Source organism: Niallia oryzisoli (genome assembly GCF_036670025.1).
In the GTDB taxonomy this organism is placed as follows: Bacteria; Bacillota; Bacilli; order Bacillales; family Cytobacillaceae; genus Bacillus_BD; species Bacillus_BD oryzisoli.
Window position 1 is genome coordinate 5,547,177 of sequence record NZ_CP137640.1, and the last position, 26,830, is coordinate 5,574,006.

The window sequence follows — 26,830 nt, forward strand, 5'->3', positions numbered from 1 at the left end:
TCTTAGTTCACTCTATAATTTGAAAATAGGGCAAGGTCAGATCCTCTTCAATATTTTGATAGACAACAGAAACATCTTTACCAATAGCAACATCTCCCTTTTCATTAGTAAGACGACTAATCATTTTAACCCCTTCATTCAATTGAATAATCCCAACAACATATGGAACTTCATCTTTAAAAGGAGGCATGGCTCGATGTATTACAGTATAACTTTCAATCTTGCCTCGTCCACTTGTCTCTTTCCATGAAATATTTTCCGAATAGCAATGTGGACAAATAATTCTTGGATAAAATATAAATTTTTGACAGTCATTACAATGTTGTAACATAAATTTATGATTTTTCAGTTCCTCCCAAAATACTCTATTATCGTCATCAATTAAAGGTCTTGGTTTACTCAAATTAATCCCTCCCTAACACTAATGTAGACGTAGATGATAAAGTGCCACCAGTACCATTAACTAAAGCAATTTTTGCATTTTCTACTTGTCTCTTCTCACATTCACCACGTAACTGTCTTACCGCTTCAATAATCAAGAAAATACCAAACATACCAGGATGGAGATATGAGAGTCCTCCGCCACTTGTATTTAATGGAAATGACCCTCCCGGAGCAGTGCGTTGTCCACTAACAAATGCCCCGCCTTCACCAGGTTTACAGAAACCGAGTGATTCCAAAGTTAAAATTACTGTGATTGTAAAAGAATCGTATACTTGAACAACATCAATATCATCATGGGTAATTCCAGCCATTTGCATTGCTTGTCGTCCACTTTCTTTAGCACCTGTCACAGTCAAATCATCCATAAATACAACGGAATTATGTGTCTGCTTTTCTCCATGACCAAGTACCCAAACTGGTTTCTTTTTAGCATTAGCAGCAGCTTTTTCAGATGCAACTACCACAGCACCGCCCCCATCAGACATTAAACAGCAATCCAAGAGGTGCAAGGGCTCAGCTATCATCGGAGATTGCAGTACATCCTCGATTGTTATCGGTTCCCTCATTGTTGCTTTTTCATTAAGACATGCCCATTTTCGTGTAGCGACAGCAACTTCCGCTAGTTGTTCTGATGTTGTTCCATATAGATGCATATGCTTCATGGTAGCCAAGGCATAATGACCAACCGGAGTTGGCAATCCAAATGGATCCTCATAAGTTTGAGTAAGGCTGCTCATTGGAGCGGTTCTTTTAGATTTCAAAGTACTCCCATATGTAATAAGAGCTACATCAATCAATCCTGCTTGGATAGCAACTACAGCATGTGCTACATGGGACTCGAATGAAGATCCACCTATATTTGTTCCCCCAGTATACTTTGGTTTAATCCCAAGATATTCAGCTAACATTAGTTGTGGAAAGGCTGCCCAGCTACCTGTTGTATATAAGGCATCTACATCATCCTTCGTAAAACCAGCATCGTCTAAAGCTCGCTTTGCGGCTTGAGCTTGTAATGAAAGTACATTTCTTCCCGGTGTAAACCCGAGATCAGATTCTGCAACTCCTACTACTGCCGCTGTTCTATCAGATCTCATCCAATCAATCCTTTCTTTATAGAAATATTCATATTTACAATTACTAATATTCATAATAAAATGAATATTAGTAATTGTTAGAATATAAACCTTAGAGCTACCTTAATGTTATAAATCTCTCATTAACAATTTGTTCCTTCAAAACATGTTTTTTTACCTTACCAGATGCTGTTTTTGGTAGTTCTTTTAATAAGACTATATGATCTGGTTTTTTATAATCGGCAATTTTATCCTTAATAAATCTTTCAAAATCCTCTATAGTTTCTTTACTATTTTCTTTCACTACTAACGCTGCACAAGATGCTTCTCCAAGAACTGTATTAGGTAATCCAACAATAGCCGCTTCAATTATAGAGGGATGCAAATAAAACAATTCTTCGATTTCTGTAGGGTAAATATTGTATCCCCCACGAATAATCATGTCTTTCTTCCTCCCTACAATTTTCACATAACCATCTTTATTAATTGAAACCAAATCACCTGTATAGAACCAACCATCCTCATCAATCGCTTCCTTAGTTTTATCTGGCAAATTATAATATCCTTTCATTAAACCAGGTGTTTTACATGCAAGTTCTCCAATATCTCCGATCGGTACTTCCCTACGACTATCATTTACTACTTTTAATTCCACTCCTGGTATTGCCTTTCCAACTGTTTCTGCGTGAACAATATCATCATCATCAAAATTGGTATACGTTAGTCCAAGTGAAGTTTCCGTCATTCCGTAACTATTTTGCACAACGCAATTCATCTCTTTTTTTACTCTTCTGATCGTTTCCACCGGGCACGGCGCCCCGGCTATAAAAGCCTTTCTTAAAGAAGTTAAATCATAAGGGTGTGCTGTTAGTTCTTTCAATTCTAGAATATACATGGACGGTACTCCAACATGAACCGTAATTTTTTCTTGTTCGATTAATTGAAGAACTTTTTTTGCGTTAAAAGTTTCTAGAATAACTGCCTTCACTTCATAAAGAACCAAACGAACAATTGCACCTAGCCCCATTACATGAAAATATGGTGCAACGTGTAAAATAACATCATCTTTTTGCATATCATTAACTTCATAACTGTTAATACCGACCGTTAGCATATTATCATGGGTTATCATCACGCCCTTTTGTGTTCCCGTTGTACCTGATGTATATACAATGCAAAATAAATCTTCCTTTACATTAATAGATGGACTAGAATATTTAAGTGAATTGCCAATCTCTAGCATTTCTTGATAACTCATTAATTCCTCATGTTCAAAACGCACTGAAATCAATTGTTGAATTGCAGGATTACGTTTTTTAATAGATAGGAATTGTGCTAGGTGATTGACTTTATCAGCTGTCTCTGTAAAAAACACTACTTTTGCACCAGAATCTTTAAGGATATATTCTGCCTCATTTTCGCGGTAACGAGTATTTAACGGTACGACCACAGCACCAATTTTTGCTACTGCGAATACGATCGTTATGAATTCGTACCACGTTGGTAAACAAATAGCCACCCTGTCGCCCTTCTGTATGCCAATTTGGGCCAATCCAGAAGCTAAATTATTCGATTCATTTAATAGATCTTTATATGATAATCGCCTTACACCATCATAGACTGCTTCTTTCTCAGGCGATGACTCATTCACTCTTTCTAATAATTCTCCTATAGACAAGCCATAACAGGAAGATAGCATTCATTTTCTCCTTTCATTGATACCTGATTCTCTCATACCTCTATTTCAATTCCTCTACCAAAGTATTAATTCCTAAAGATTCATTTAATCCTTGTTTGAAATCCACTCCTTTTTGTAGAGTGACTGCATTGCTTCTTAGTTTCGCTATTTTTTTACTATCAGGTCTTTGAATGTCTTCCCCATTTTCGAAATTACGGGCCCCATCCATTAGGAATCTTCTCATTTGAATAATTGCAATATCACTTGTTCCTAAATATTCACGTGTTCGATCAGGAATACCTCTAGTACTCTCTATTACAGAGGCATCCTGTGCGGCAACACCAGGAATCCCTGTATACGAAACACCAGATGCCTGTAACGTTCGATTAATCATATAATCGTTTTCCATGTTGTAGACAGGTGTAAATGATCCTGGATTCATTTTAGGATGAATTTGATTACCCAATTTCAAATCAGTCACTTCACTATTTGATAGCGGACGGGTTTCATGCCAAGTGATAGCAAATCCAATACTATTTTCATCATCGATTGGTACCCATGCTTGTGCATGTGCTGGTTGGTTATCCCTTCTTGGAATAAGTGTTAAACACGGAGCAATATAATGGGTAGCTCTCCAGTAAACATTTCCATCGTCTAACTCTCTGGCAGCACCTATCAACAACCCATAATCCATTCTATGTGCTTCAATTTTTGGGGCAGTATTGCTTTTTAAAGTATTGGAAAGATCCTTGATTTTATCAAACCCACCAGAATGTAAAAACGATAGATGACTAGAATCCATATTGGCTTCAATCCCTTGGACATAGTTACATTTTTGGTGCCACTTTGTAACCAGACGGTGATTATCAGGAACTCTACCAAATTCATATTCTGGTAATTCAGGTGGTTCCTTTTCAACTCCCATATATGTCCAAATAATTCCACCATACTCTTTACATGGATAGCTCTTTATACATACTTTATCCTTCAACTTCGATTCACTTGGTTCCGATGGAATTTCTACACATTTTCCATCTTTACCAAATTTCCAACCATGAAAGACACAACGGATTCCATTCTCTTCATTTCTTCCATAATAGAAGGATGCATTTCGATGTGGGCAAAACTCTTCAACCAAATTTACTTCACCATCTGTATTTCGATAGGCTACTAAATATTCTCCCAACAATTTCACCCTTACCGGAGGGCAATCTGGAAAAGGTAATTCATCTACATGAAGTGCTGGGATCCAATGATTTCGAAAATATTCTCCCATCGGGGTTCCTGAATTAGTCCTTGTCAACAATTGATTATCTTCTGGTTTTAACATTTAAAAATTCCCTCCTTAATCTATTTCATTTTTTATCTATACATTGAAGATCTATTCTTGCATATTCTTCTTCAGGATTTAGGCTCATTTTTTTCAAAAACTTTATTACATTTATTCTGTAATAGTCTGTAGAAATCATTGCTTTATTGATATTCTATTGTTCCTAATTACCTGCTTTATAGTTTTTACCTTGTTCCAGTACCCAATCTTCTGTTTTTGTGCCTTCTACAGATGTCATTGGAACATCATTCTCTTGCTCGATTTGTGACCAAGGGATGGTATATTCATTTTGCACTTCTGGTACATCTGTTCTTCGACTTTGATAAATACCTATTAAATCGACAAACTTTTCTTGTCCTTTTTTACTTAAATACCAGTTGACAAATAGTTTAGTCGCATTTGGATTTGGTGGGTTTTTTAATACCGCTAATGCAAAAGGTTGATATGTGTTTGCTTTTTCCACACGTAATGTCTGAATATTTTTAACAACACCCTTTTCTTTAAATTCTTCTAATTGAGTTGTATCAATACCAATTACAATCGGATATCGTCCAGTTGCAAACCAGTTGGCAATTTGACGATGATCCTTAACTACTACAGGTTTTCCTTTTTCGAGTAATTCCGTGACGAAGTCTTCGCCTTTTGCACGTGCAAGACCAGTTAATGTAACCGTACTTTGTCCCCTAATAGAGAAGTCGTAACCAACTATTTTTCCTGAATATTCTGATTTTAATAGATCCTCAAATGTCTTTATTTCTCCTTCTGGTATGACATCATTATTAATTAAAATTTGAGGTGATGCTTGGACACCGTAGATATATTGTCCTTCATAATTACTACCTTTTAATGCATCAAAACCTTTTGCAAATCCGCCGTGCCAATTATCATCATTTTTTATATCGGGATTGACAATATATTTGTTCAAATCATCAAATTGTGCGGCCAAGCCTTCTATTTGAACATCTGCTAGATACTTTCCATTATTTTGTTCTTCCCTAAGCTTTACCATTGCATCTGTATATCTCATTCCTATAAAATTAACCTTAATTCCTGGATACTCCTTTTCAAACTCTTCCAATAGAGCTTCGCGGTTTTCAGATGGCCAACCGACAATGCTAATTTTTCCTTCCTTTTTGGCCAATTCATAAAGTTCTTGTTCCCATGCCTCCTTCTTACTATCTACTTTTGTTGATGCTTTGTCTGTTTGAGATTCTACTGTCTTTTGTTGATTTGAACACGCTGTAAACACAAGTAGTAGAATTACTGCTAATAAAATGAACCGTTTTCTTTTCATTATTACGCCCCTTTTATTTTCAGAATGTTTACAATGTTAAGTCTATCATGTGAAGTATATTCTGTATAATATCTATAAAATAAACATTAAATATATTTTATATATAAATATTACAAATATATTACAAATAAACAGTCATCTAATATATTTAAGATTTATCGTAAAATTCTATGAAAAAATGTTAAAGGCATTACAAAACTCGCCATTTCATGGCAATCTATTTTCTAGGCCCATACAAAATAGATGGAATAACAGTAAAAACTAGTATTTTATCTCTTAAATCCCCAAACCTTTTAGTTTAAAAACACGTCAAGACCAAACCTCTTGATAATCCCGCTCTATCATCTGGTTAGTAGTAGGTGATGAAGAGTAGGGAAGAAGGAGAAATACTAGTCTTCAAAAAGGCAGTAATGCGCGATTTAAACAGAAAATAGCGAGGAGCCATATTTAATATATATATTGAATATATAATATGGATATTAGTCTTTAACATCTAGTAGGTGATATGATTAATTTACATACAACATACTAATAAGTTCGGACATGAGATAAACAAAATTTATTTATAACGTCTCTAAAACGATAGTACAAGGTAGTTTAAACTCTTTATAGTTTTAATATTTTCAATATTTTTAATATTTAAAATTTAGTAATTTTATGGAGGTAGAATATGCAACTTACATTAACAGATGAGCAAAAAATGATTCAAGAAACAGTTAGAGAATTCGTTCGAAAAGAGTTAATCCCACTTGAGTTTGAATTTATCCGAAATGAAAGAGAGGGTAAAACAGGAATTTCAAAAGAAAGATATAAAGAAATCCAATTAAAAGGAAAAAAAGCAGGTTTTTGGGGATTATCTACACCCGAAAAATATGGTGGTACAGGTTTAGATTTACTTACGAGAGTTCTCATAAACATCGAATTAGGAAAAACGATTATCCCCTTTCATTTTGGTGGAGATGCCGATAATATCCTATATCATTGCAATGAAGAACAAAAACATAAATACTTATATCCAGTTATTAACGGGGATCGTTTATCCTGTTTTGCATTAACAGAGCCTGGTGCAGGATCCGATGCCAGAAATATTCAAACAACAGCAATAAAGGATGGAAATGAGTGGATTATAAATGGAGAAAAAATCTTTATTACGAATGGAAATGAAGCTGATTTTGCAATCGTTTTCGCTGTAACTGATAAAGGAAAAGGTGGACATGGCGGAGTTACATGTTTTCTAGTTGATCGGGAAATGGGATGGAAATCTGAAAATATTCACACGATTGATGGATGGGATCCAGCCTCCCTAATATTTGATAATGTGCGGGTCCCTGAAGAAAACATCCTTGGCGAAGTAGGACATGGTTTTGAACTCGGCATGAAATGGATTACGAATGGACGAACCATCATTCCTGCTCGAGCTATTGGAATAGCAGAAAGATTGTTACAAATGGGGATTGATCACTCTAAAACACGTATCGCCTTTAATCACCCTATTTCTGAATATCAAGCCATCCAGTGGATGCTGGCAGAATCTGCGGTAGAAATAGAAGCAAGTAAGTGGCTTGTATTTAATGCAGCCTATACTGCTGACATTGGAAAGCCCCCCCAATATAATGCTACAATTGCAAAACTATATGGGTCCAATATGGTCAATCGGGTTGTTGATCGAATTTTACAAATTCACGGTGGGATGGGTTTAACAAAGGAGCTTCCAATTGAATTATGGTATCGTTCCGTTAGAAAATACCGTGTATTTGAAGGTACAGATGAAATATTAAAACGTACAATTGCGCGTAATTTATTATCAGAAAAAGTAAAGGTCGGGAGCTTCTCATAAATTATTGCTGTGAATTTACACAAAAGGCTTTCCCTCTTAAATATTAGAGAGAAAGCCTAAAAAAATTCCTTTGTTATTAATATCTAGTAAAAAATGTTTTAGTTAGCTAACGAATTAGATACTGGTTAGATTCATATATTATATATATCATTTACTAATTTTATTTACAAAAGAAAATTCCTCAATAAATCTACTTGCAACTTTTGACAACATACGCTTTTTAGACCAAATTAATAACGATTCTGCTTGTAACTCTGAATCACTTATATCTAACACCTGAATTTCTTCCTTAGGAAAAAAGTGGAGACTAGAAGATGGCAAAATAGTAGCTCCTATTCCGGTAACTACAAATGAGAGCAACACAAATGAATCTGGGCATTCACAAATAATATTAGGTTTAACACCTACTTTCAAACAATTATTAATGATTGCTTCATAGGCGCCTTCGCCATTGTTTCGATGGATTAACATCAAAGGCATATCATCCAATTCCTTCAATGTAATGGAAGTTCTCCCATTAAATTCCCCCCATTTTTTAGGGATAACTAAAACATATGGTTCTGCCTTTAGCTCTTTTATATTGACATCTATTTCAAACTTTACCGGGGGCCTAATAATTCCTATTTCAATTACCCGTTCTTCTAAATTTTTTGCAATTTGAAAGGGATCCCCTCCTATTATTTTATATGTAACATGAGGATACTTTTCTCTAAATTCATAGATTTTTTTTGAAAAGAATGTCGTTGCAGAAATTCTCATAGCTCCTAATGATAATTCTCCCCTTAATCCTTCACGAGTCTCTTTTATTTCACGCATCGTATCTTCCATTTGATTGATAATACCTTCTGCACGTTTATAAAAAAGTTTTCCAGCATGTGTTAATTCAATCGATCTCCCATTTCGTTCAATAAGCTCAACTCCAAGCTCATCTTCCATTTGTTTTAATTGTTGACTAAGCGGGGGTTGTGCCATATTAAGTTTTTTAGCTGCTCTTGTTATCTGTTTCTCTTTTGCAATAGTTAAAAAGTATCGAAGATGTCGTAAATCCATTATAAATTTCCTCTTCTCCGTTTTAAATTTTTAATATAAAAATTCCAAATCCTTACTATAAATAAATGGTCTCACCCTTTTGGGGCCAGACCGATAAAGAATTATTAATTTCTTAAATAAGAGTTATTTTTATATTAATGAAGACCTTTAGGATGTTTTAATAGAACTTCATTAATATACCTTTTTGCTTTTTCTGTGGTTGTTTGAAATCGATTTACATTGGACGGTCTTAAATCACCATTTTTAACAACCTTGTCATCTCTCCCTATTAATATTTGAAGCAATCTCTCTTTCGGCATCTTCTTCATTGAATGCTCATGTGTTGATAGATTTTCTAATTCATTGGGATCCTTTTTTATATTAAATAACAGCTCTTTTCCATCCTGTTCATACCATATATATTTCCAACTTCCATCTGACACCATAAAGTTACGTTTCTCATCAGCCCCAAACTCACCAAACAAAACCTCACGAACCTTATCCTGTTGCTTTTTCAATAATGGGATTAAGCTTTTCCCATCTAATTCTGGGCATGTAGCCTTGCCAATTTCTAAGCACGTAGGCATGATATCCTGAAGACCAACAGGTGCTCGGCAAACAGTTCCAGGATACCATTCTTCACCAAGGTATTTTTGTTGGTATTCCTGATCTATAAGCGGAATGCTAATTAATGGAACATTACAAGCTCCTTTAAGAAAGTTCGCCTTTTGCCATAAATAATGGTCACCTAAACTGTCTCCGTGATCAGAAGTAAATATAATCCAAGTGTTCGATAACAGATTTTCTTCCAATAGTGTCCCTACAATTCTATTAATTTGTCTATCTACTTGAGTTACTAGGGCCAAAAATGCACGATAAGCCAAATCTTTCTGCTTTTTTCCATGGTTATCTTTGTAATTGTATAAATTAAAGTCATGATAGGCTGAGAAATCGGATGTCCAACCTCCAATATATGGCTCTAACATCTCATCTTTATCATATATATACAAATCCCTCATAAGAGGCGTTAAAGGAGGATGCGGTGCTGTAAAAGATGCCCAAATAAACTGAGGGCGCGTCCAATCACGGTGCTTAATTTCTCTACATGTTTGTTGTCCAATCCATTCTGTTGGATGGAGGTGATCAGGTAAATGCCAAGGAGACATAGCATATTCATTATTGGATATTCCATGTGCAAAAGCCAACCCAGGATATCCTTGATCCGTTAGCCATTGCTCATAGTCATCATATCCTCTGTTTTCTCCGTATGCTTTTCCAAAGCGACGACCTTCTTCACACAATAACATTTGATCAAAACCATAATGACACCTCTCAGGATACATATGACTCTTCCCAATAAGTTTTGTTTGGTACCCAGCATCCCTAAGTTGTTTAGGGAGTGTTTCTGAAACGGGTAATTCAAAGCCGGCCTTGTATTCTTTTATACCATGTGAATGAGCTTCTAGTCCTGTCATTATTGTGGCACGGGAAGGAATACAGATTGGCGTTGGTGAATATGCTTGAGTAAATCTCATGCCTATTCGAGAAAGTAAATCTATATGGGGCGTCTGAGCAATTGGGTGGCCAGAGCACCCAAGAAAATCTTCCCTTAGGTGATCACATGTTATTAATACAATATTTGGTTGCTTCAAATGATTTACCACCTAAAAGCTCCCTCCTTTCCTGCAGGAATTCTCCACGAAGGAATTAAGTAATGAAATAGGCACACATTGCCATAAACATAATGAAAGCGTTGTTAATTTATTTAGGAGTCATATTTACTCCTAATGCTCTTACGATTAGAGCTACCCCAATGGTCAAGACCATAATAATTACACCAACTACAGAAGAAGCTTCATAACTACCGTCTAGCATATACATTAACTGCAATATAGAGAGTGGCATTGTATCATTTGTTGTCAACAACACAATGCTTGCTGTTGATTTTGTTGCAATTGAAAAGCAGAATATCCCTACTGCAATCATGGCTGGTGCAATATTTGGTAACACTATTCTGCGATACGTATACCACCACGAAGCACCGCTTAGCGAAGATGCTTCTTCTAACTCATTCCCCAGTTGTAATAGATTGGATTTAATGATTTGTATACCTGTAGTAATTCCTGTAAAGATTAAAGCAACTAGCAGTATCCCTATGGTTCCATACAAAGGTTGAAAAACTTTGGTACCTAAGAACAACCAAAGCATTCCTAAACTAATAATAATACCCGGAATTGTATATGGGACCCATACAATAAAATCTAATAGATTTCTACCAACGTATTTTGTACGTACTATAATGTATGCAGTTATGGAGTATAACAACATCGAGATAATTGCCATCAATGTCGCGAGAAACAATGTATTTTTTAAAGCTTGTAAAAATGTATCTCGAGTTAGAATTAAATTCCAATTAGCAAGTGTAAATGCGTTATCGATATTAAAAAATCCATACATACTCATAAAAGTACCTACTAATAATGAAAGGAGTGGAATAACAGTCATAATCAATACAATAATTAACATAATTGAAAATACCAACCAACGGAACTTTCCTAATTGAAACTTCTGTGTTTTGAATTTCCCACTTATCGTCGCATGACCACCTCTCCTAGTAATCCATTGTTGTAACACAATCAGTGGAACCATTATTGTTAAAATGACAGATGCCAATGCTGTAGCTGCACCATGCTGTGGATTAGCATCATTGATCATTCGATAGATTTGTGTACTGAAAACATCAATTTTTTCTGGCCCACCTAATATCATTTCAATCTCAAATGCTTCTAAAGAACGAATGATACCTAATATTAAAACAATCAATATAGAAGGTAATAATACGGGAATTATTACTTTCGTAAAGGTTGTGAACATATTAGCACCATTCACACGTGATGCTTCTTCTAAAGAACTATCCATGTTTCGGAAAGCAGGAGTTAATAGAATTACTTTAACAGCAATAGTTCCTGTAACTAGGTGGACCCATACAATCCCTTCCCAGGAAAAAATATTAAACTGAATCCAGCTTAAAAATGGAATCGAAGCAAAAAATTGATTTACCACACCTACGTATGGATCGAATAAGAGAATCCACGACTGAACCAAAGGAAGTGTAGGCATGAAAAAAACAATCCAAAAACTAAATTCTATCCAGCCTCTTCCAGGTAGGTCTGTGCGGGCAATTATCCAGGCAATCACTACAGAAATCGTGATAGAAATTGCCTGTACAGTAAATGTGATCGATAGTGTATTGGTTAATGCAGATAGTAGAGATGGATGAGAAAAAGCTTCTATCCAATTTGTAAGTCCCCAACCCACATCTTGTCCCAATTCACCCTCACGAAAACTATTAATAAAAAGCAGAAGAATCGGATACAATACTAAAAAAGCATATCCTGCAAGCAGAATGGTATAAAATAAATTTTTACCTTGAAAATATACTTCATATGTCGGTGTAAACCAATTGGATTTTGGCTGAGGAAGGCTGTACTCTATTTCTTCTTTTAATTCGGCCATATTGTAATCCCCCGTTTCACTCCTAGGACTATTTCTTGACCTTCATACCATTCATTGGTTTTCGGTAAAAATAAGTGATGTTCATCACCATTCCTTATTTTAATAATTGATTCATATTGGTCTCCAATAAATAATAACTTTTCAATTTGAGCGTGAAATTGCAACTCTGAATGATCTCCTTTACTCATCTGATTTTCAGCTGGTTGAATATTAATATATTCAGCACGGACTGCCATAAAACATTCATCCCCAACTTTCGGATCCACTAAATGATGGTCAGCCGTTTCAAAGTAACCTCCTATTTCGTTCTCTTGTTTGATTTCAATCATCCCGTTACCCCTAACAGCGTTCACTTTCACTCTTAGTTTTAAAGTGCTCCCTAAAAAGTCACGAACAAAAACAGTGTTAGGTTTTTCATATAGCTCCTTAGGTGGTCCTACTTGGTCCTTTCGACCTTTATTCATCATAATAATTTTATCAGCTAAACTAAGTGCTTCCACTTGGTCATGTGTAACTAAAATGACCATTAGGCCTAACCTTTCCTGTAACGTTTTTATTTCAATTCTCATTTGTTCGCGCAACTTTGCGTCCAAATTACTAAATGGTTCATCCAGCAAAAGTAATTTTGGATGAAATACTAAACTCCTTGCAAGAGCAACACGTTGTTGCTGTCCCCCACTTAATTGTGTGGCTTTTTTATCTGCCAGATGACTTAATCCAACCAACTCTAATACACGTTCTACTTCTTCTTTTATTTTTCCCTTTTCATACCTTCTAACTTTTAACGGATAGGCGACATTTTCAAAAACAGTCATATGAGGCCATATTGCATACGATTGAAAAACCATACCCATATCACGTTTGTTAGGTGGGATGAAAACTTTTCGGTCTGGATTATCTAAGACTTTTCCTTGAAAACTAATTTCACCCGAAGAACAGCGTTCTAGACCAGCAATCATTCTCAATGTTGTTGTTTTTCCGCATCCACTTTGCCCCAATATAGCAACAAATTCACCACTCTTCACCTCAAAAGACACCTCATTTACTGCTGTGTCTTCTCCAAACATCTTTGTAACATGATCAAATTTTAAAATTGTATCTACCGACATGAATTCAACCCCATCCCCTGTTTAAACATATTTCCTTGTGAAATACTTACATTTTATTGCCTATTAAAAATAAAAAAAGGAAAGCGCAAATGAATTAATTTCACAGATAAGAAAGAATTGTTGACTATTCATTTTTATCTATTTTTGCACTTTCTTTATATCTACTTTTCTTAATGATCGAAATATAATCATTTAAAGAGTCGTTAATAATCATTTTATTTCCAAGAAACGAAACCCATTCCACATCCTGTTCCTGCCTTACTTCTATATGCAGGGATATAATCTAACACTTTCATTTCAAGGTGTTCTAAAGCTCCTGCACCAACAATCCAATTGCGAATCTCTGAAGTACCTGCATCTAAATAGTTTTCAGGAATGGAGTAAAGCAATTCCATATCTTTATTTTGTAATGCTTTCAATACTTTTCGATCTAATTCTTCATCGACAACAAAGTGACTGAGACCTCCTGATGCAACAACGGCTACTCTTTTCGAACTTTCCCATGATTCAATCGCCTTTCTCAATGCTCTTCCAAATTCAAAACAGCGTCCAATTGTTGGTTGATTTGGGGGGAAATACGTATTTACCATAATAGGTACAATTGGGATGTCTTGATTTTTTTTCATCAATCTCTCATGAGTAAAAATATAAGAATGACCGATTCCCCGTCCCTCTGCCTGATGTGTTAATTGAGCGACATCAAAGCCATCTTTCATCATACTTCTGATAATATGCTCACCTAGTTCAGGGTGACATGGATATTCTTCAACCTTTTCACCAAAATTTGCCCATCTTGCTGGTTCTAGTGATGGAGGTAGTTTTTCTTTCGGAACAACTTGAACACTATCTCCCCAAAAAACTGAAAAGGTTGGCATTCCGTCGTCTAGGAAAAGTTCCCGTTGATCATCGCCAATCACGACTAAAATGTCCGGTTTCATTTCTACTAATTCATCTTGTATTTCAAGAAGTAGATGTTCCCACCTGTCATACTTTTCACTCCATTTTTCTTCTGTAACTTCCGAATGAAAGTCCTCAGACTTTCTAAGTTCTACTAATTCTTCAAATGTATAATATTTTCCACGAAAGTGTTGATCTTTTTTCGCATAATCCCTATCAACATGTAAATGCCACTTGTCTACTGGTGTACTAATATTAGGACTATGGGATGTTGCTAATCCATATATAATTTCAGCCAATCTTCCTTCACTCCCTTTATAAATTTAGGTTATAAACTTTTTTCGCATTTTCGGAGAAGATCATCTTTTTATCATTATCCGTCAACCATTCAATACTTTCGATTATCGGTTTTGTATCATCCATATATCGACCAGTGCTAGGATGCACCGCAGAACCACTACCAGGATTTTCCGTACCAAACATACATCTATCTGTTCCTACCATTTTAAAGAGCAATTCTAATGCGTCTTTTGTGTATAAACATGTATCAAAATATAGTTTTCTGATACTTTCTTCAAATGGTTCTTTATTTGCTCTATAACTTGCCGCCTGAAATCGACCAAATTGATACGGAATTGCCCCTCCAGCATGAGAGATTACTATTTTTAGTGAAGGAAAATCCTTGAAAACGTTTGAATTTAATAACGACATTACAGCAATCGTTTCTTCATTAATAAAATGCAAGCTATAATTCTCTCTTTCTGAAATACAACCAGCCGAATGGATTAGAGCAGGTACATCTAATCCAACTAGCTTTTCATAAAGTGGATACCAATATTCATCACCTAAACCAGGAGGTGTTCCCAATCCCTCATACGGATCAGGGTTGATAGTACAACCAATGAAACCCAATTCTTTAACGCAGCGTTCTAGTTCCTCTAAAGTATTTTCAATCGGTCCCCCCATACTCTGTGGTAGACCAGCGATTCCCATGAATCTCCCGGGAAAAAGTTTGCATACTCTTGCAATCAGGTTATTTGCCTCTTCCGTATACCAATGAATAATCTTTTCAGGTTTAACTGAATGCATTGCACTAAATGGTCTTGGCGATATAAATTGCATTGTTGTCCCTACTTCATTCAATAATTCGATATGAGTTTTCTTAGGTGTTCCTGGTCTAGCTTTCCAGACGGTATTTATTAATGTATCGTCATCCACCTCAACTTTACCTTTACCATGAGAACCTCTGCTAGATAATAATATTGATTGGTATGCATAAAGTTCCGGTGGTGCAACAACATGTCCATGAATATCAATGATCATTTTTTCTCAACCCCTTATTATAGTGAATGGAAACTATTATATTCATTGGTGTACATTTAACTTTTTTGAATATTTTTTGAATATTCTATATCTTCAATCTATCATCAGTATCTCCATATGTAAAATATTCAAAATATATAAATATCATATGTTTTATATATGTTTATTACGTAAATTCCCTCTACTAAAATTTTGTTGGAATATACTGTTTTTGCTAATCCAAAATGACAGAAAGTTGACGATATTGCCTGTCTGGAATTTGCCGAGTATAATGACTTCTTAAATTAATTCTGGAGAAAGGAAAAGACGCCCCCCATTATGTATAACTGCGCTAACAGCTATACGGGAGACGTCCTACATAAAATCACTGTGATTATTGTATGAGATTATGAACTAATTGATAACAATGTAGTTTTTAGTTAGGGGGTGCGGAGAAAACCCCCTGCCCTTGTTGCGGAAAAGGCATAAGAGTTATTGGAACTAGAGATAATTTCACCGCGCTACATAACGTCTGATAATATGTATTAGCGGGATCGCCTGGGAATCGAACCCAGCTGACCTAGCACGCAGGTCACAAACGGTTTTGAAGTTTGCTAGAATCTGTTTTCCTAGTATCTTTATATGCCGTCAATTATTAATAAATCAAGGTTTCATGACTTCTAGTATTTTCTTGAGAAAAGTAATTTTTAAAATTTGGGCACCAAGCATGGCATTAACTTTGCACCTAAAAAATACATTCCTCTCTCCAGTGTAATAGTAATAGATACGTTAGGAACGATTACGTATTTTAATCCTAAGGAGGAAAGCCTATTTAACATTACATATATTGATTGTATAGGAGGCCACCCACAATGTTAGCCTGTCAGCTATGATAATTAAACAGAATTTTAAATACCCAAATAATTCTTTAAAAAGCCGCAAAAGCAGAAATGTGCATCCTTTATACTTGTTATAATAGTTAATCTACTCCTTTATCACGACAATAAGTTTTCTTTATACGAAATAAATTAAAAATATTTTGTTTTTTAAAAAATAGATCATTTATAAAAACTGTTATAGAGGTAGACAGCAAGTTGAATTTTCAAGTAATCCTCATAATTGTCAAAATCTACTCTTAATATTTCCTCTATTTTTTTTATGCGATGATATAGAGTATTTGGGTGAATATGGAGCCCTTTGGCTGTAACCGCCATGGAGCCATTATTATGGACGTAGCTAATAAGAGTGTACAGAAGTTCTTGATATTTCTCCTCATCGGACCATAAAAGGGAAAAGGTTTCGGCTAGGAATGATTCGATCTCACTTGATTGATGATGTAAAAAAAGACGGCCGATCCCCATTTCACGAAAATGGAAAATCCCTTTCTTATTTTGTTTTTTCAAATGAAGAAGGGCTTGTTCGGCTTTATTATGATTTTCCTCCGCTTGCCCAGGATAGTATAGCCCTGTACTAACTCCTGCTCGGGCCTCTATTGTATTTCTTTTGTTCCACCAATCGATGCTGTCCGTAATCACTTTGATGAATCTCGTTTGCTCTCCTTCATGATTGGTAGTGGAAAAAATGATAATTTTGTTGTTATAACTAAATAAAAGGCTGTTTTCCACTGATAAGATTTGTTTGAGACGAGTTAGAAAGGACTGAGTGTCATTTTCAAGTGCATGTGGATCGACATTACCGGATAATTCAATGATTACGGTTTGAATAAAGCTCTGAGTATCAATGCCTAAATCCTTTGCTGCTATTTCGGCTTGAAGAGGATTTTTAATTTTCAAGAATTCATGATACTTTTCAAAGGTTTTTCGATATAAAATATCGGTTCTTGATCTGATTTTCATAATTTCTAGAGCGAGGATAGGAGCACCCTGTTCAATAATTAGACGATCGGTCGGAGATAAGGGCCCGTCTCCCTCTATAATCAGGCAGCCTAAAAAAACCGCTCCCGATCGGATAGGATGTACATAACAGGTTAGATCAACATAATCAGAAATGGAAACATAAGCTGGCTTTGTTTTCGTACGAAAAAGAACAAATAGATCCGCAATTACTTTTTCAAAGGTAGAATGATCACCAGGATAACACTTAACCTCAAGGTAATCCGCATAAATAATCGTCTTTTCCATTAAATGATTCATTTCTATAATGATGGATTTCAACCCTCTGTTTTCTATCGATAACCGTGTCAGATGGTTATGTATTTCAGTCCTCTGCATCAAAATCCCATTTGTATCTTCAAGCTTAGTTAATAAATGAGTGACTTCCCCTAGATTTTTCTGAACCTCTTCGTGAAGCTGGGCATTATGAATCGCTACAGCAACTTGAGAAGCAAAACTCTGAAGCAGCAAAAGATCTCTTTCACTAGGCATCTCTTCCCTATCAAAGCGATGAAGAGTCATCACACCAATTCGTATATCCCCAAACATAATAGGTACAGACAAAAGAGATTTAATCGTTCTTTCAGATGCTCCTGCAACGTGTAAGATATTGTAATTATCCTCACTTAGACCTTCCATACTTTCATAAATTTCTTTCGTCGTTCCAATCAATCGAACACAGCCATCTCTATAGACTTTCCCAACAATGGACTCGCCGACACTTACCCTAAAGGAACGTATTTGCTCATTAAATCCGACGTATGACTTGATGACTAACTTCTTTGAATGCTCATCAAAAAGTTGGATGAACCCAGCGTCTGTGGATCTAAAGATAGCAATTGCGTAATGCATGATTTTCTTCAGTACTTCATCTAATTCTAGAGTTGAGGTGATGACCCGAAAGCTTTCCATAAGGATTTCCATGTCATGCTGTACCCTTAACGCATCCTGATCTAAATGATGAAGCTGTGTTTCCTCTTTCAATATTCTTCCCCCTATGTTGAACTCAACATTTTTATTAGAAAAACGTTGTGTCATTCCACATTGTTTGTTTACTAAATATTTTATAATATTTAGTAAATTAGGAAAAGTTATTTAATTAAAACATTTTCAAAGAAAGGTGAGATTGTAATGAAAGATATAGCATGGAAACAATTGGAGGATAAATTCGAAGACCTTGTTTCGATTCGCCGAAATCTACATATGTATCCAGAATTGTCGTTTGAAGAAATAAAAACCCCAGCGATGGTTGCAGAATTCTTAAAGGATTGTGGTTTGGAAGTAAAAACCGGAGTAGGAGGCCGGGGAGTTACGGCTTTATTACGTGGAGGAAAACCCGGAAAAACGGTTGCACTTCGCGCGGACTTTGATGCGCTTCCAATTGAGGATCAAAAAGAGGTTCCTTACAAATCCAAAATTCCTGGTGTTATGCATGCATGCGGTCATGATATTCATACAGCAGCTCTTCTTGGAACTGCCTATGCACTCAGTAAAGTAAAAGCAGATCTCGCAGGGAATGTACTGTTTATTCACCAGTTTGCCGAAGAAGTCATTCCCGGCGGTGCTAAAGCAATGATTGAAGACGGATGTTTGGATGGGGTCGACGTCGTTTATGGAGCGCATGTACTTTCCACTATTCCCGTTGGACAGATTGGCTATAGGGAGGAGTATTTGATGGCTGCTGGTGACAAGTTTGAAATCCGGATCAAGGGAAAAGGCGGTCACGGCTCTATGCCGCATCTTGCGATTGACCCAGTCCTTGTGGGAAGCCAGATTGTCATGAATCTCCAGCACATTGCAGCAAGCCGCATCAATGCGACAGATCCAACTGTGGTGACCGTCTGCTCGTTCCAAGGAGGAGATCGTTATAATATCATCCCTGATCAAGCGATATTGTCAGGAACAGTTCGAACATTTTCTAAAGAAGCAAGAGAGACAGCGGAAAAGAATATCAAGAACATTGCTGAATCGGCTTGTAAGATGGCGGGGGCAGAATGTGAAGTAGAATACGAATATGGCTATCCTTCCGTTTGGAATCATCCACAGGAAGCGCAGCGTGTAAAACAGGTGGCTGAGATGGTTGCTGGAAAAGAAAATGTTTCAGAAGTTCCTTTACAAATGGCCATGGAAGATTTCGCCTACTATGTCATCGAACGACCAGGAGCCTTCTTCCTAGTAGGAGGCATGAATTCAGAGATTCAGGCAACTTACCCTCATCATCATCCTAAATTTGATGTAGATGAACGCAGTATGCTTCAGATCGGAAAAATGTTTATCTCACTCGTCTTTGATTACTTGAACAGTCCAAGCATACAGGATTCAAATAAAAAGATCATCCAATCTGTTTAATCTTACTTAATAACCCGTATTCGGAAGGAGAATGGTTTTATGAATGAGTTATCAAAAGGAAAAAACAAGAAACATATAATTCTTGCATTGCTTTTTTTAGGATGGTGTTTGTCCTATCTCGATCGAATGGCCATGAATGTCTCGATCGTGGAAATTGCCAAAGAATTTGATCTAAGTCCAGCGGCTCTTGGGGTCGTACTCAGCAGTTTTTTTGCCGGTTATGCATTAATGCAAGTTCCCGGCGGCTGGCTGGCAGATAAATTTGGCTCCAGAAAAATTATAGCTATTTCCATCATCTTTTGGTCAATCTTTACGGTGTTAACTGGTTTTGCTGGGTCGCTTATTTCGATGATTTTCATACGCTTTTTATTTGGTTTGGGAGAAGGCGGCTATCCATCTGCAAGCTCTAAAGCGATAGCAGACAGTTTTCCAAAACAAGAGCGCTCCGGAGCACAAACGATTATGATGTCATCGAATTCGCTTGGAGGGGTCATTGCTCCTTTAATTGCCACGCCTTTATTAGTTTGGATCGGCTGGAGAAATGTCTTTTTCGCCATCGGTGCCCTTGGCATAATCGTAGCCTGGCTGCTATGGCGCTACCTGAAACCTGAAAACATGCAGAGTGAAAGTGATGATAAAGAAGCTGTAAAAAAAGTTCCCTTTAAAGACTTGATGAAAAATCCAACACTGTGGAAGCTTGCCATTATGTGGTTTGGAATGAGCACCTTAATTTGGGGATTAATTTCGTGGATGCCTCTTTATCTGACAGAGGAAAGAGGTCTTAATCTTTTGGCAATGGGAATGCTGACTTCCGTGCCGGCACTTACAGGGGCGATTGGAACAATTGTTGGAGGACGGCTGTATCAAAAGCATTTTAATGGGAGAGAAAAGTACTATGCACCCGTATTTTCCCTTCTAGCGATTTTGTTCTTATATTTGTTATTCAACGCTCCATCAGTTAGTTTGGTCATTACGTATCAAGCATTATGTACAACCTTCCATGGCCTTGTATTTGCCATCATTATGGCCATGCCTCATCAAGTATTTTCGAAAAACGTCATCGGTTCTTCTATCGGATTTATTAATCTCGGGGGTATGATAGGAGCGCTGCTGGCTCCGACCGTTATGGGTATGTTAATTGGAAAATTTAATGGATCATATACAGCAGCTTTTATATATTTAATCGTTTGCGCCACTTTTACCATCTTAGCGGCTGCTAGACTATCTCATTCTTCTAAAAGAAATCAAGATATGCCGATTGAAAAAAGTGTTTAATATTTACGCAAAAAAGATCAAGGCATCCATGGCTTTGGTCTTTTTTGAAATATAAATGATACTGTCAAACATTTAGATAGACTTTGAAATGTATGAGCAATAGTAGGAAGGATGATACAGGTTTGATGTGGGAAATTTTCAATATTATCGGAACGATTGCGTTTGCCATAAGCGGCACCATCGTAGCGATGGAAGAAGAATATGATATTTTAGGAGTTTATATTTTAGGGTTAGCCACAGCCTTTGGCGGCGGTGCCATTCGTAATCTTTTAATCGGAGTACCTATATCCGCCTTATGGGAACAAGGACTGCTTTTTTTAATGGCAATTATCGCCATGACAATTGTATTCATATTTCCAAAACGCACTTTAAAAGAGTGGAGAAAATGGGAACTCTATACAGATGCTGTAGGGCTGGCCGCATTTGCGATTCAAGGTGCTCTTTATGCAACCGAAATGAACCATCCAATCATTGCTGTTATCGTTGCTGCTCTTTTAACGGGTGGTGGCGGCGGAATGGTTCGTGATTTATTAGCTGGAAGAAAACCATTATTATTGCAAGCAGATATATATGGTGTTTGGGCCATGCTAGGAGGCCTAGTGATTGGAATGGGACTTGTAACTCATCCATGGCAATTATATCTATTGTTCAGTATAATAGTTGTTCTGCGGATTTTAACTGTTTTTTATAACTGGAAATTACCTTATCGTTCCGTTAAGGATAATCAGGTGTCTTATAAACAAATGATTTAGCAGCAAAAAAGCTGAAATTTAATCAAACGTCTGTTTAAGAGAGAAAAATAAAAAAAAGACACAAAAGGTTTTCCTCCAATTATAACTTGGAGGAACCCTTTTATGTCTTTTCTATTATATACTTACTTTTGGGTCGAGGGGACAGACACCATGACTCTGGGTCTAGGTGCCTGTCCCCCTGTTCCATTTAATTTTTATAATTTAATACAAACATTAGATAGTTCTGAATAGAATTCAAAGCTGTGAATACCGCCTTCACGGCCAATACCGCTTTGCTTCATTCCGCCAAATGGTGTACGAAGATCGCGAAGGAACCATGTATTTACCCAGATAATTCCGGCTTCTACTTCTCTTGCTACACGGTGAGCACGGCGTAGGTCATTTGTCCAAATCGATGCACTTAATCCATATTCTGTATCATTTACTTGATCAAGTACGTCTTCTTCTGTGTCAAATGGAATGACTGTTACAATCGGTCCAAAGATTTCTTCTTTCACAACACGGCAATTACGGTCAAGACCAGTAATAATCGTAGGCTCTAAATAATAACCTTTTTCTAGGCCTTCAGGACGTTTACCACCAGTTAGAACTTCTCCACCTTCTTCTTTTGCTAGCTCAACATAGCTTAGAACGCGCTCATAGTGATCTTTACTGATCAATGCCCCTACTTTTGTTTGTGGATCGAATGGGTCTCCAACGACTAATTCTTTCGTTTTTGCTACAAATTTTTCAATAAATTCATCATATGCAGAACGTTCTACATAGATTCTAGAACCGCAAAGGCAAACTTCCCCTTGGTTAATAAAACTTGATTTTAACGTTGTTTCAATGACTTCATCAAGGTCAGCATCAGCGAAGATAACATTTGGATTCTTTCCTCCAAGCTCGTAAGAAAGCTTTTTCAATGTATTAGCTGCTGATTTCATAATAGTTTGACCAGTTAATGTTTCACCAGTAAACGTAATCGCATCAACATCTTTATGTTCTGTAAGTGCTGTACCTACCACACCGCCAGAACCATTTACGATATTCACTACGCCATCTGGAACGCCAGCTGCTTTACAAATTTCCCCAATCACAGTTGCCGTTGTCGGAGTTAAGCTTGCTGGCTTGATTACAACCGTATTACCGGCTGCAAGTGCTGGTGCAAGTTTCCAAGTCATTAATAATAAAGGCAGGTTCCAAGGACTGATGATCCCAACAACTCCAACTGGACGACGAACGGAATAGTTGATAGCTGTATCATCTGTTTCATATGCTTCTGTTCCTACAGAACGTAAATAGTCTGCAAAGAAATGGAAGTTATAGGCAGATCTAGAAATATCAACGGCAGTTGACAACCAAATTGGTTTTCCTGTATCTAATGATTCAAGTTGTGCAAGCTCGTCTTTTCTTTCTAAAATAATATCCCCGATTTTACGAATTACCGCAATTCTTTGATCCAATGTAAACTTTTTCCAAGGACCTTTTAGCGCTTTTTTAGCTGCTGCTACTGCTGTATCTACTTCTTCTTGGCCACCTTGTGAAATTTGGCTGATCACTTCTTCTGTTGCAGGGTTAATATTAGCTTTTACCTTCCCTGAAATTGACTGAACATATTCCCCATTAATAAAGTGTAAACTGTCAACGGATTTTACTAAGTTTGCTTGTGTACTCATCTAATCATCCTCCTATACATTTTGAATCAACCCTATGTCTCTATTAATAAAATAATAGATTATTTGATTGATTGATTTTCTAAACTTTAAGAAAAGCTTTTGTTCATTAAAGTGCATATTGATATTGCGTGTACGCTAGTTCACAATATTGACCTGTCTACTATTAAGATGATGGTTAAAGAAGATTTTAAAGATTACAATAATTTTCTTTAAAAGACCAGTAGAGCAGAAATATGTTTACTTTATATTGCTATACTAGTTAATCTACTCCATTATCACAACAAGAAGTTTTCTTTATATGAAACAAACTAAAAATATTTTGATTTTTTTTAATATTTTTAGTTTGTTTCAATCTAAATACTCTCTCACACTTGAGAAACTTTTGACTTTGTGAACGTGATAAGAGGATTCCAGCTGCCGGATGATTGTCCTGCTGCATAATATACTGGGGTCCATTCCTCATCAATGATTCCGAACAGCATGGCTAAATGGCGGCCGCCTGATTCAACTTTTGCAAAGCTTGAATATTGTGGCAGCATTTCATTAGCGGCACGATAATTTTTATTCATCACATATTCAATAAATTGTTTATCCATCGCATGTTCAGATATGGTTGGCATATGATGTCTTCCGCGGACTAAGTTATGTGCAAGAGCACCACTTGAAATGAAAATGACCTTTTTATCCGATTCTTGTAGCACCTTCGCAATGGCTTGGCCCCATTTATGCGTTTCTTCCAAATTAGCAGCTAACGTAACTGATAGGTTAATAACAGGAATATCTTCATTTGGAACAAGATATCGTAAAGGAACAACCGTACCGTAGTCCCACACAAAAAACTCGTCATATACCCCTTCAACGGCAAGTGAGGCATCTTTTCCTGCTTGAACTAATTGGTTGGCTAACTCCTCGTCACCAGGGTAATGATACGGAACATCTTTAATCAAATCCGGTGCTTCTGTTGCCGTAAGAAGGCCTTTATGAACGGGATAACAGTCTACGTAGTGTGCAAAGGTTGACGGCCAGTGACAAGACACTAACACAATCACATCAGGTTTTATTTGAGCAATTTCTTTAGAAACCTCTTTTAAACCATCCACCATCTCCTGCTGAAAGTCAGGTACCTTATCCTCATGGCAAATACTTGGAACATGTGGTACGAGCATACTTAATTCAATTGTCACGAAAAATTCCTCCTCTTTTCTATACTATCTTTTAACTTATAAAATTCGATATAAAATGGTCTGTCTGCTTGAACATGCCTTTATTTTGCAGAAGTGAAAGTTGGTCAATCATTTTTTTCATATCGAAAAATAAAGATGGATTTTATTTATTATTTACTAAAACCTCACCCAATAAAGAATGCGCCCCTTTATCACTGATTTCTATTGGCGGCCATGCACACAAGTCAAATGGATAATCCGATCCCGCAACGACTCGATCTTCACCAACTGTTTTGACAAGAAAATCAATACTATTCTGATCCCAAAGAACGGTGTCGTACCAAAAGCAACGTAAATATTCAGAGGGCGGAGCTTGCAGCTGAGAGGATACAGGTTTCCATTGTTCATAGCCCTTATCTAATCGTCCGATTTGGTAGGGTAGGAAGCCACCTCCATGGGCAAATAATATTTTGAGATTTGGATATTGATCAATGAGTCCACTTAATAGTATATCCGTCGCACAGACCGTTGTTTCCCATGGTATTCCAATCAGGTTAGGCATCATTCTTCTCTTTAACCGAGGGTCTTCGCTTAATAGAGGATGAATGAATAGAATGGCCTTCATCCTATTTGCTTCTTCAAAAAAGGGTTGAAAAAAGGGATCTGATAGCATATGTTGACCAATTCCAGGTCCAATGATGGCACCCTTTAATCCGATATTCATAGCCTCATGTAATACTTGAGCAGCTTTAACCGGATAAGCTAAAGGGACAGTACCAACGGCTGAAAATTTTTCCGGTGTATCTTTTACTAAATCAGCAAGTGCTTGGTTATAGACTCTTGAAATATCTATAGAAATATCTAGAGGAAAATCGTACATAAATAGCTGTGGTATTGGAGAAATTAACGAGTGTGTAACCCCGGTCTTTTCTTGCTCTTGCTGATAGAGTTCTAAATCAATAAATGACTTTTTTAATTCAAATCCCCACTTTTTATTGACAGTAAGAAATTCTTCTTTATTTTTCTCTTTCTTTATCCATTCAGCATGTACTGTTTTTTTATTTTCCTTCAGCCAGTAAAGAACATCTTCGGGGATAAAATGGGTATGAAAATCATACATGTATGTTATTTTTCCTCCTTAGTAAATCTTCTCCCAACGAATAGCAGATACGATAAAGCGCTATTTCTTTTGGATGTCCCATAAGGTATCAGGCATGAACCGTAAATCTAAATCTGCACAAATTTAAAATAGTTACCTGAAACCTTGATTTGGGGCAACCACTTGGCGGGAACACTTTCTCTTAGCTCTTGATCATTTCAAACTGGGCCGCGGTGCCTGTCCCCGTGTCCCGGAACATCTTCTCTTGTATGTACTCTACAGGCATTTGCTGCCCTGTCCACATTTCGAATGCGAGGGCTCCTTGCCAGAGCATCATTCCGAGACCGTTGATGGCTGTTGCTCCGACGGCTTCTGCTTGCTGTAATAGCTTCGATTTAGGAGGGCTATAGATCACGTCTGTTACGATCAGATCAGGACGCAGTACTTGCGGATCATCAATGACGCTTAACCCTTCAAGCGGCTTCATCCCAACGCCTGTAGCATTTGTCAGAATATCACTTGAAGCAATTTCCTTTTTCAATTGTTCTTTATTTTCAAGAGGATATACATTTGCTTTTACAGAAAATTGCTTGATTTCTTCATTAATAATGCGTGCATTTTCAACTGCCTTTGAGTAAAATTCATCCTGACGTGCAAAGATGCTAATTTCAGCAATTCCTTCTACTGCCGATTGAATCGCAATACTCGTGGCAGCACCACCCGAGCCGATTAGGGTCATTTTCTTTCCTCTGATGTCAAACCCATGCTCTTTAAGATTTCTGATATATCCTCTTCCATCTGTATTGTGACCAATGAATCTTCCATTTTCATTGACAACTGTGTTAACGGACCCGGTCAATTTAGCGCTGTCATCAAGCTCATCTAAAAATGGCAGAATTTTTGTTTTATTTGGCATCGAAACATTAAACCCGCGGATATTCAGCGCTTTCATCCCTTTGATGACATCCGCTAATTCTTCATTCCCGACTTCAAACGCCATGTAGGCATAATTTAATCCTAATTTTTTAAAGGCGAGATTATGCATGGTTGGTGATAGGGAATGCCGAATCGGTGTAGCGAATAACCCGATTAATTCCGTTTTTCCGTCTATAACGCCTAAGTTTTGCATTTCT

Annotated in this window: 20 protein-coding genes; 4 read left to right on the top strand and 16 right to left on the bottom strand. The window is 36.8% G+C overall.

Annotated elements, in window-relative coordinates:
- Nucleotides 1–7 precede the first annotated feature (7 nt).
- The 5 genes from R4Z09_RS27655 to R4Z09_RS27675 form a co-directional block, all read right to left on the bottom strand.
- Nucleotides 8–403, bottom strand: a complete 396-nt coding sequence (locus R4Z09_RS27655; protein ID WP_338449879.1) for a Zn-ribbon domain-containing OB-fold protein — start codon at nt 401–403, stop codon at nt 8–10.
- A gap of 1 nt (nt 404) precedes the next feature.
- On the bottom strand, nt 405–1,538 hold the full coding sequence (locus R4Z09_RS27660) for an acetyl-CoA acetyltransferase (RefSeq protein ID WP_338449880.1): 1,134 nt from the start codon (nt 1,536–1,538) through the stop codon (nt 405–407).
- A 97-nt stretch (nt 1,539–1,635) separates the two neighbouring features.
- Entirely contained in the window at nt 1,636–3,216 is a 1,581-nt protein-coding gene (locus tag R4Z09_RS27665; protein ID WP_338449881.1) for a class I adenylate-forming enzyme family protein, read from the bottom strand.
- 40 nt (nt 3,217–3,256) lie between these two features.
- Complete coding sequence (locus R4Z09_RS27670; protein WP_338449882.1) at nt 3,257–4,525, bottom strand: Rieske 2Fe-2S domain-containing protein; 1,269 nt, start codon at nt 4,523–4,525, stop codon at nt 3,257–3,259.
- Between the two features lie 163 nt (nt 4,526–4,688).
- Entirely contained in the window at nt 4,689–5,819 is a 1,131-nt protein-coding gene (locus R4Z09_RS27675; RefSeq protein ID WP_338449883.1) for an ABC transporter substrate-binding protein, read from the bottom strand.
- Between the two features lie 670 nt (nt 5,820–6,489).
- On the opposite strand from R4Z09_RS27675, the gene R4Z09_RS27680 reads away from it, so the two are divergent.
- Entirely contained in the window at nt 6,490–7,656 is a 1,167-nt protein-coding gene (locus tag R4Z09_RS27680; RefSeq protein WP_338449884.1) for an acyl-CoA dehydrogenase family protein, read from the top strand.
- A 147-nt stretch (nt 7,657–7,803) separates the two neighbouring features.
- Here the strand turns inward: R4Z09_RS27680 and R4Z09_RS27685 are convergent, their stop codons facing one another.
- The 7 genes from R4Z09_RS27685 to R4Z09_RS27715 all read right to left on the bottom strand — a co-directional run bounded on the left by R4Z09_RS27685 (nt 7,804) and on the right by R4Z09_RS27715 (nt 18,385).
- Nucleotides 7,804–8,706, bottom strand: a complete 903-nt coding sequence (locus R4Z09_RS27685; protein WP_338449885.1) for a LysR family transcriptional regulator — start codon at nt 8,704–8,706, stop codon at nt 7,804–7,806.
- A 134-nt stretch (nt 8,707–8,840) separates the two neighbouring features.
- Nucleotides 8,841–10,337 carry a sulfatase-like hydrolase/transferase gene (locus tag R4Z09_RS27690; RefSeq protein WP_338449886.1) on the bottom strand — a complete coding sequence of 499 codons (1,497 nt, stop codon included), beginning with the start codon at nt 10,335–10,337 and terminating at the stop codon, nt 8,841–8,843.
- A gap of 109 nt (nt 10,338–10,446) precedes the next feature.
- On the bottom strand, nt 10,447–12,201 hold the full coding sequence (locus R4Z09_RS27695) for an iron ABC transporter permease (protein WP_338449887.1): 1,755 nt from the start codon (nt 12,199–12,201) through the stop codon (nt 10,447–10,449).
- Nucleotides 12,189–13,310 carry an ABC transporter ATP-binding protein gene (locus tag R4Z09_RS27700; RefSeq protein ID WP_338449888.1) on the bottom strand — a complete coding sequence of 374 codons (1,122 nt, stop codon included), beginning with the start codon at nt 13,308–13,310 and terminating at the stop codon, nt 12,189–12,191. The genes R4Z09_RS27695 and R4Z09_RS27700 overlap by 13 nt, the downstream gene beginning before the upstream one ends.
- Nucleotides 13,311–13,525: 215 nt before the next feature.
- Nucleotides 13,526–14,506: a hypothetical protein gene (locus R4Z09_RS27705; RefSeq protein WP_338449889.1), complete on the bottom strand. Its 981-nt coding sequence runs from the start codon at nt 14,504–14,506 to the stop codon at nt 13,526–13,528.
- A gap of 16 nt (nt 14,507–14,522) precedes the next feature.
- Nucleotides 14,523–15,530 carry an amidohydrolase family protein gene (locus R4Z09_RS27710; protein ID WP_338449890.1) on the bottom strand — a complete coding sequence of 336 codons (1,008 nt, stop codon included), beginning with the start codon at nt 15,528–15,530 and terminating at the stop codon, nt 14,523–14,525.
- 1,037 nt (nt 15,531–16,567) lie between these two features.
- Nucleotides 16,568–18,385: a helix-turn-helix domain-containing protein gene (locus tag R4Z09_RS27715; RefSeq protein ID WP_338449891.1), complete on the bottom strand. Its 1,818-nt coding sequence runs from the start codon at nt 18,383–18,385 to the stop codon at nt 16,568–16,570.
- A gap of 147 nt (nt 18,386–18,532) precedes the next feature.
- Here R4Z09_RS27715 and R4Z09_RS27720 point away from each other — a divergent pair, with 147 nt between their 5' ends.
- The 3 genes from R4Z09_RS27720 to R4Z09_RS27730 all read left to right on the top strand — a co-directional run bounded on the left by R4Z09_RS27720 (nt 18,533) and on the right by R4Z09_RS27730 (nt 21,777).
- Nucleotides 18,533–19,750, top strand: coding sequence for an amidohydrolase (locus tag R4Z09_RS27720; RefSeq protein ID WP_338449892.1), 1,218 nt, complete (start codon nt 18,533–18,535; stop codon nt 19,748–19,750).
- Between the two features lie 39 nt (nt 19,751–19,789).
- Complete coding sequence (locus R4Z09_RS27725; RefSeq protein WP_338449893.1) at nt 19,790–21,025, top strand: MFS transporter; 1,236 nt, start codon at nt 19,790–19,792, stop codon at nt 21,023–21,025.
- Nucleotides 21,026–21,147: 122 nt separating this feature from the next.
- Nucleotides 21,148–21,777 carry a trimeric intracellular cation channel family protein gene (locus tag R4Z09_RS27730; RefSeq protein WP_338449894.1) on the top strand — a complete coding sequence of 210 codons (630 nt, stop codon included), beginning with the start codon at nt 21,148–21,150 and terminating at the stop codon, nt 21,775–21,777.
- Nucleotides 21,778–21,971: 194 nt separating this feature from the next.
- On the opposite strand, the gene R4Z09_RS27735 is transcribed toward R4Z09_RS27730, so the two are convergent.
- The 4 genes from R4Z09_RS27735 to R4Z09_RS27750 form a co-directional block, all read right to left on the bottom strand.
- Nucleotides 21,972–23,435: an aldehyde dehydrogenase gene (locus tag R4Z09_RS27735; RefSeq protein ID WP_338449895.1), complete on the bottom strand. Its 1,464-nt coding sequence runs from the start codon at nt 23,433–23,435 to the stop codon at nt 21,972–21,974.
- A 365-nt stretch (nt 23,436–23,800) separates the two neighbouring features.
- Nucleotides 23,801–24,619, bottom strand: coding sequence for an extradiol ring-cleavage dioxygenase (locus R4Z09_RS27740; protein ID WP_338449896.1), 819 nt, complete (start codon nt 24,617–24,619; stop codon nt 23,801–23,803).
- Nucleotides 24,620–24,761: 142 nt separating this feature from the next.
- A complete protein-coding gene (locus R4Z09_RS27745; protein ID WP_338449897.1) occupies nt 24,762–25,718 on the bottom strand; it encodes an amidohydrolase family protein in 957 nt (318 codons plus the stop codon).
- A gap of 181 nt (nt 25,719–25,899) precedes the next feature.
- The gene (locus R4Z09_RS27750; protein WP_338449898.1) at nt 25,900–26,826 is read right to left on the bottom strand and encodes a shikimate dehydrogenase; all 927 of its coding nucleotides are present in this window, start codon (nt 26,824–26,826) and stop codon (nt 25,900–25,902) included.
- Between the last annotated feature and the right edge of the window lie 4 nt (nt 26,827–26,830).

What these genes read in the sequence shown, in the direction of transcription:
- R4Z09_RS27750 (WP_338449898.1), bottom strand. Translation starts at nt 26,826, where the DNA reads ATGCAAAACTTAGGCGTTATAGACGGAAAAACGGAATTAATCGGGTTA.
- R4Z09_RS27680 (WP_338449884.1), top strand. Translation starts at nt 6,490, where the DNA reads ATGCAACTTACATTAACAGATGAGCAAAAAATGATTCAAGAAACAGTT.
- R4Z09_RS27735 (WP_338449895.1), bottom strand. Translation starts at nt 23,435, where the DNA reads ATGAGTACACAAGCAAACTTAGTAAAATCCGTTGACAGTTTACACTTT.
- R4Z09_RS27725 (WP_338449893.1), top strand. Translation starts at nt 19,790, where the DNA reads ATGAATGAGTTATCAAAAGGAAAAAACAAGAAACATATAATTCTTGCA.
- R4Z09_RS27710 (WP_338449890.1), bottom strand. Translation starts at nt 15,530, where the DNA reads ATGATCATTGATATTCATGGACATGTTGTTGCACCACCGGAACTTTAT.
- R4Z09_RS27670 (WP_338449882.1), bottom strand. Translation starts at nt 4,525, where the DNA reads ATGTTAAAACCAGAAGATAATCAATTGTTGACAAGGACTAATTCAGGA.
- R4Z09_RS27700 (WP_338449888.1), bottom strand. Translation starts at nt 13,310, where the DNA reads ATGTCGGTAGATACAATTTTAAAATTTGATCATGTTACAAAGATGTTT.
- R4Z09_RS27665 (WP_338449881.1), bottom strand. Translation starts at nt 3,216, where the DNA reads ATGCTATCTTCCTGTTATGGCTTGTCTATAGGAGAATTATTAGAAAGA.
- R4Z09_RS27685 (WP_338449885.1), bottom strand. Translation starts at nt 8,706, where the DNA reads ATGGATTTACGACATCTTCGATACTTTTTAACTATTGCAAAAGAGAAA.
- R4Z09_RS27675 (WP_338449883.1), bottom strand. Translation starts at nt 5,819, where the DNA reads ATGAAAAGAAAACGGTTCATTTTATTAGCAGTAATTCTACTACTTGTG.
- R4Z09_RS27660 (WP_338449880.1), bottom strand. Translation starts at nt 1,538, where the DNA reads ATGAGATCTGATAGAACAGCGGCAGTAGTAGGAGTTGCAGAATCTGAT.
- R4Z09_RS27720 (WP_338449892.1), top strand. Translation starts at nt 18,533, where the DNA reads ATGAAAGATATAGCATGGAAACAATTGGAGGATAAATTCGAAGACCTT.
- R4Z09_RS27695 (WP_338449887.1), bottom strand. Translation starts at nt 12,201, where the DNA reads ATGGCCGAATTAAAAGAAGAAATAGAGTACAGCCTTCCTCAGCCAAAA.
- R4Z09_RS27745 (WP_338449897.1), bottom strand. Translation starts at nt 25,718, where the DNA reads ATGTATGATTTTCATACCCATTTTATCCCCGAAGATGTTCTTTACTGG.